5 protein-coding genes and 1 pseudogene are annotated in these 4,898 nt (G+C 66.9%); 1 reads left to right on the top strand and 5 read right to left on the bottom strand.

The genetic code is table 11. From position 1 onward, the window contains the following. Both QR78_RS36760 and QR78_RS23450 read right to left on the bottom strand, forming a co-directional pair. A partial coding sequence (locus tag QR78_RS36760) for a transposase (RefSeq protein ID WP_141657950.1) occupies positions 1-178 on the bottom strand: 178 nt, incomplete at its 3' end. A 212-nt stretch (positions 179-390) separates the two neighbouring features. Further along, positions 391-1,464 (bottom strand): alpha/beta hydrolase family protein, encoded by a 1,074-nt coding sequence (locus tag QR78_RS23450; RefSeq protein ID WP_125900932.1) that lies wholly within the window; start codon positions 1,462-1,464, stop codon positions 391-393. A gap of 228 nt (positions 1,465-1,692) precedes the next feature. On the opposite strand from QR78_RS23450, the pseudogene QR78_RS33150 reads away from it, so the two are divergent. Beyond that, positions 1,693-2,263: pseudogene (locus tag QR78_RS33150) on the top strand (SOS response-associated peptidase). A 202-nt stretch (positions 2,264-2,465) separates the two neighbouring features. On the opposite strand, the gene QR78_RS23440 reads toward QR78_RS33150, so the two are convergent. The 3 genes from QR78_RS23440 to QR78_RS23435 all read right to left on the bottom strand — a co-directional run bounded on the left by QR78_RS23440 (position 2,466) and on the right by QR78_RS23435 (position 4,694). Continuing rightward, positions 2,466-3,575, bottom strand: coding sequence for a hypothetical protein (locus QR78_RS23440; RefSeq protein ID WP_048430003.1), 1,110 nt, complete (start codon positions 3,573-3,575; stop codon positions 2,466-2,468). Between the two features lies 1 nt (position 3,576). After that, positions 3,577-3,714 carry a hypothetical protein gene (locus tag QR78_RS35085; RefSeq protein ID WP_158004071.1) on the bottom strand — a complete coding sequence of 46 codons (138 nt, stop codon included), beginning with the start codon at positions 3,712-3,714 and terminating at the stop codon, positions 3,577-3,579. Between the two features lie 350 nt (positions 3,715-4,064). After that, positions 4,065-4,694: a CatB-related O-acetyltransferase gene (locus tag QR78_RS23435; protein WP_048430002.1), complete on the bottom strand. Its 630-nt coding sequence runs from the start codon at positions 4,692-4,694 to the stop codon at positions 4,065-4,067. Between the last annotated feature and the right edge of the window lie 204 nt (positions 4,695-4,898).

Raw genomic sequence — 4,898 nt, 5'->3', positions numbered from 1 at the left:
GCTCGGCCAGCAAGGCGCGCCGCCATCGGAACAGCAGGCTGGAGTGCAGACCGTGCCGGCGGGCTACCTCCGAGGCGGTCGTGGCGGGATCGTCCGCCTCGGCCAGGATGGCGCGCTTCTGCTCGAGCGACCAGACGCGGCGGGTGCCCGCAACGACAACGTGAGGAGAGTTGGTCATAGGTCCAGACACAGGGCCGATACAGCGCCATCTGACGCCAGACACTGTATCCAAAGCAAAGCACTACAGGCACAAGGCGGCCTTCACCGAGCGCTTACTCTACCGCTTGTGCTCGCCGCGGTTCACCGCGCGGCTGAGCGAGGTGCCGACGGTTCGCCCCGCCGTTCAGTAAAATCGCCTGCACCTTGGCGGCTCGACGACGACGCCGAGCCTCAGGCGCGCCGCTTCTTGACCAATCGCCGCGTGTCGACCTGGAACGGCGTCGGCGCTGCGGCCAGGATCGGCTTCCACGTCGCGCTCCAGTCTTCGAGGGGGGCAGAATCGGACTTGTGGACGAGGTCGAGGAAGGCGAGCCCGAGCTCGGCGGTGGCCCGTTTCACCAAGGGGTTCAGCGGCCCGCCGTTCCGTAGAGAGCGGTCGGTGAAGACGCTGTGCGGACCGCCCTGGAACACGACCAAGGCCTTCTGGGGGGTCGGGATCGCCGTGTAGACGTCGATGCGGTCCTGGACGGGCGAATAGCGGCCCGGGACGCGGATCGTGTCCTCCGTCGTGGTGACATGGAGCGTGGGGACGTCGACCGAAGCGAGGACCGCCGCGAGGTCGGTCTCGCCGTAGAAGGGCGGCGCCGAGATCACAATGCTCGCCGTGAACCGCGGGTCCCGGAAGCCTACGGGCTTCCCGTCGCGGATCACCTGAGCGCCGGTGAGGATTAGGGTCGTGTTTGCCCCGAAGGAGTGCCCAGCCGCGACGATGCGCTTTCGGTCGATGGCGGCATGGAAGGGGCCGTCACGCTGCAACAGGCGGTCGAGGCCGAAGCTCACGTCCCGCGTCCGCTCGATGGCCTCGCGCTCGTCCGCTGCGCCGCCGAGGCGGTCGAGGAGCATGAGAGGGTTGCCTTGCCACAGCGTCTCGTCGCTGCCGACGTGCTGGATGTGCAGGCTGGCGACACCGCGTGCTGACCATCCCTCACCGAGGTAGCTATAGCCCTTTCGGGAGCCGCCGAGCCCGTGTGAGAAGACGATCAGCGGGACCTGACCATTTCGTGTCGAGGCGGCCGGCCAATAGAGCCGGGCCGGCACCACACGGTCGCGGGCCGCGTCGACCCATTCAAAGTCGATGAACCGGGCCTCGTCCGTCTTTGAGAGCGCCAGAGCCGACCGGCGTAGGAGCAGGCTTCCGGCACCAGCCGCCAGCACCAAGGCGCCGAAGCGACGGCGGTCGAGGCCATGCGATGCTGCTCCGGTAGAGGTGGGCGGCTCGGATGGGGCGGCGTCGAAGATGGCCATAGATGTCTCGCAGGAGCCCGGCTGTCGGACCGTACCGGCCAAAACCTTGTGGCTTCGGTTTGACGCTGATGGGCTCGGTCGGATGTGTTCCATCGCACGATCACGAGCCTAAACTTGCGGCCCGTTGGTGAAGGTCGGTTTAGGATCCAAAGCCGCGGCACGGAGCACCATGGGCGATCAGCGCCGCTTCACGAGACCAGTAGGCACCGATCGGCTACGATCCCTGCCATATGCAACCTCTACAGCTCCGCCCGCTCCCAGGACGAGATCCGGCGCACCTTCGCGGTCGACCGCGACGAGACCGGCAACCTGCCGCCGCTGACCGGGATCTTCCCCGACCAGATGGCGCCTGTTGTCCACGCCGCCGGAGGCGAGCGGGTGCTGACGATGATGCGCTGGGGCTTCCCGCCGCCGCCGAAGGTCGGCACCCAGCCGGTCACCAACGTGCGCAACGTCGCTTCGCCCTACTGGCGGCCCTGGCTCAAGCCGGCGCATCGCTGCCTGGTGCCGGTCACATCGTTCAGCGAGTACGCCGATACGAAGCCCCGCAAGACGCCGGTTTGGTTTGCCCTCGGCGAGAGCGGGCCGCTCTTCGCCTTCGCGGGCGTTCCTGACGACAGAAGCGAACGGCGTGGTCGGGCCGGTGCACCCGAAGGCGATGCGGGTGCTGCTCACCACCGCGGAGGAGTAGCGCACGTGGCTCGAAGCGCCAGTCGAGGAAGCGCCGCAGTTGCAGCGGCCGCTCCCGGACGAGATGATGATCGAGGTGGCGCGGGGCGAGCGCCAGGACGGGATCTGAGAAGCGGGTGCCGCACCATCAGCGCGGGCAAGCTCCCGCGCCCGGTCGCGTAGGCGAGCCTGATCAGCCCTGCCTCCCACGTGACGCCCGGGTCGAGGCCGTACCCGAGCGGCCGGCCTGTAGGAACGGCGTTGGGTCCCATTCCTCGTCTTCGGGGCGCCATCGGGTTGCCGGCGCGGCAACCATTGGGTGGTGCTCCGCCCTATTGGAGGGGCCGGAGCGCGATACCGTACCGCACTCCATTGATGACCAGAACCATCTCCTGTCCCGACTGGCCTGGGACGGGTTGCACCGCGACTCCGGATAGGCCGAAGGTTTGCTGGGTCGGCTGGTTGGTGTCGTAGCTGATGCCGCCCAGCGTTACGGCGTTGGCGTCCTGCCACTGGATACCGTGAACCGCATTCAATGCGAGGGCCGCTCCGTTACCGGCCGTGGATGCGCCGTGCAGGTCGAGGATGGGGGCTGAATAATTCCCGGTCGCCGTCAAGAAGGTGCGGGCGTTGACACCATCGGTGCGGAGGACGTGGAGGTAGTCGCCCTGGAATAATCCGCCGTCGATGTAGCGAGAGTTGGGAGCCGTCTTGACGAAGAGCGCCTGGGCAGCCTCCGTATAGGTGCTTTCGTGGCCGGGCAGGATGTTGAGCGGGAGGAACAGCGCGGCTCGCTTGCGGTGAGCATCCGTTCCCACGGCTATGATGGCATTCTCGCCAGCCAGGGAGCCGTTGATCGGGTCGGGGAGCCCGTGCTCCTCCTTGACCTCCGCAGCGTAGCCCCACATTGGCGCCGCATCGACAGTCTTCTGCACGCCGTACAGGGCCGCACCTACGTTGCCGAAGAACTCCCCCGCACCCATCGCGGCGTAGCCCTCCGTCACCGAGACGAGGCTGAACTGGCCGTACTTGGTGCCCGGGAGCGCGCGGGAGGTGACCGACATGGCAGCCCCGATACCGGCCCCGCCGGTGACGCCGCCAGAGCCCAATGTGGCGCCTGGCCGCGTGTTCACCTGTACGTCGAGCGCAGGCTGAACCTCGCCGGCTTGGTGCTCCTTGGTGACCAGGATGCGGCTCTGGAATGGCGCCCAGGCGAAGCCCGGAATGCCGGACCCAAGGTCGGTCCGGGGTGCCTTGCCCTTCACGTCATCCGCCAGCGCGGTGAGCCCCTGCGTCGAGCCATCCGAGCGCGTAACGCTCATGAGGGAGGCGTTGCCCTTGGGGCGGCCCAGATCCGGGCTCGGGAGCCGGGAGGGGTCCCGCGCAGAGGCGCCCCCGATGGTCCCGAAGAGTACCAGGGCGGCGAAGAGAGTGGTTCGCATCTTATATTCCATCCAAACTGACCACGTCGTACTCGAACACGTCCTCACCGGCCGGCTGGAGCACCGGGTGGGTGTACCAGTCGGTGGGCTTGGCGGTCTTCGCGAGGGCAAGGGCCTGGGCCGACGTCGAGGCGGTCACGTAGTGTCCGGTGACACCTAGGCTCGTTCACGTACTGGTCCATCACAGCAGGCGGCTTGGTCTCTCCGTCCCATCTATACTCGATAGATCCGCCGGTCAGGAGCACCCATGTGCCGTCTCTCGGCGCGGTCTCAATCAGCTACCACTCGCTGATCATCGTCTCCTTACATCCAGCCGCCTTGCCGCCCGCCTCCACCACCCCACCAAACCCCAGGCTCATCCGACCGTCGCCAGCAGCACTGCCGTCTTGACCGCATTCCGCTGCTGCGGCCCGGTCACGCCCTCCCGCGCCAGCACCTCGACGGCGTGGGCGTGCGCCGGGACGGCCGCGGCGACGTCGGGAGATGATGCTATAAGGCCTCGCCCTCCAGGCCTCGCGCCGCCGGGTCCCCTTCGGCCATCGCGAGGAATGTCTCCAGATCCGGGCTGAGAATGGCCGGCATCGCTGCCGAAATCTTCTCCTCCGACCAGTCCCACCACGCCACCTGAAGCAGGCGCGCGATGGTGCCGGGCTCAAAGCGGTAGCGTACGACTTTCGCGGGATTGCCGGCCACGATTGCGTAGGGAGGCACCTGGCCGCGAACCAGGCTACCCGCGCCGACGATCGCGCCGGACCCAATTTCCGTACCTGAAAGGATCGTGCAGTTGGCTCCGAGCCAGACGTCGTGTCCGATGGATACGTCGCCGCGAGTGTCATGGTCATCGCTAGCATCAGCAGCCGTAGGCCAGGCGCCCGAGAGCGCGTTGATCGCTCGAAATGGATAGGTCGTGACGAGGTCGGTTCGGTGGTTCCCCAGGACGATCGTCACGTTCGGGCCGATGGAGCAGAACCGGCCGATGCGCAGCCGTGCGAGATCCGGTTCCAGGATGCGGGGAACCCCATAAGTGTGGTCCCCGATTTCCCACCCCCAGGTGGCAATTTCGCTGGCGAGGCGGAGGCGCGTCAGCTCCGAGAAGGTAGGATTTGGCTTGATCGTCATCTCACGCTTGTGTCGAGAGTTGGGTGATGAAGCCTACATTGGAACGGCTGCGGCGACGTCGAGTCTGCCCTTCCCGATCTCGATCACCACCAGCTTCGATGGATCCGCGAGATAGGCCGAGATCGCCGCGTCGAGCGCGTCGTCGGTGAGGAGCTTCGCTCGGTAGGCCTCGCCGCCCGTCACTTTGAACTCCCAGATCGGTAT

The sequence above is a fragment of the Methylobacterium indicum genome, from assembly GCF_001043895.1.
Classification (GTDB): Bacteria; Pseudomonadota; Alphaproteobacteria; order Rhizobiales; family Beijerinckiaceae; genus Methylobacterium; species Methylobacterium indicum.
This window is presented reverse-complemented; position numbering and strand designations above follow the sequence as displayed.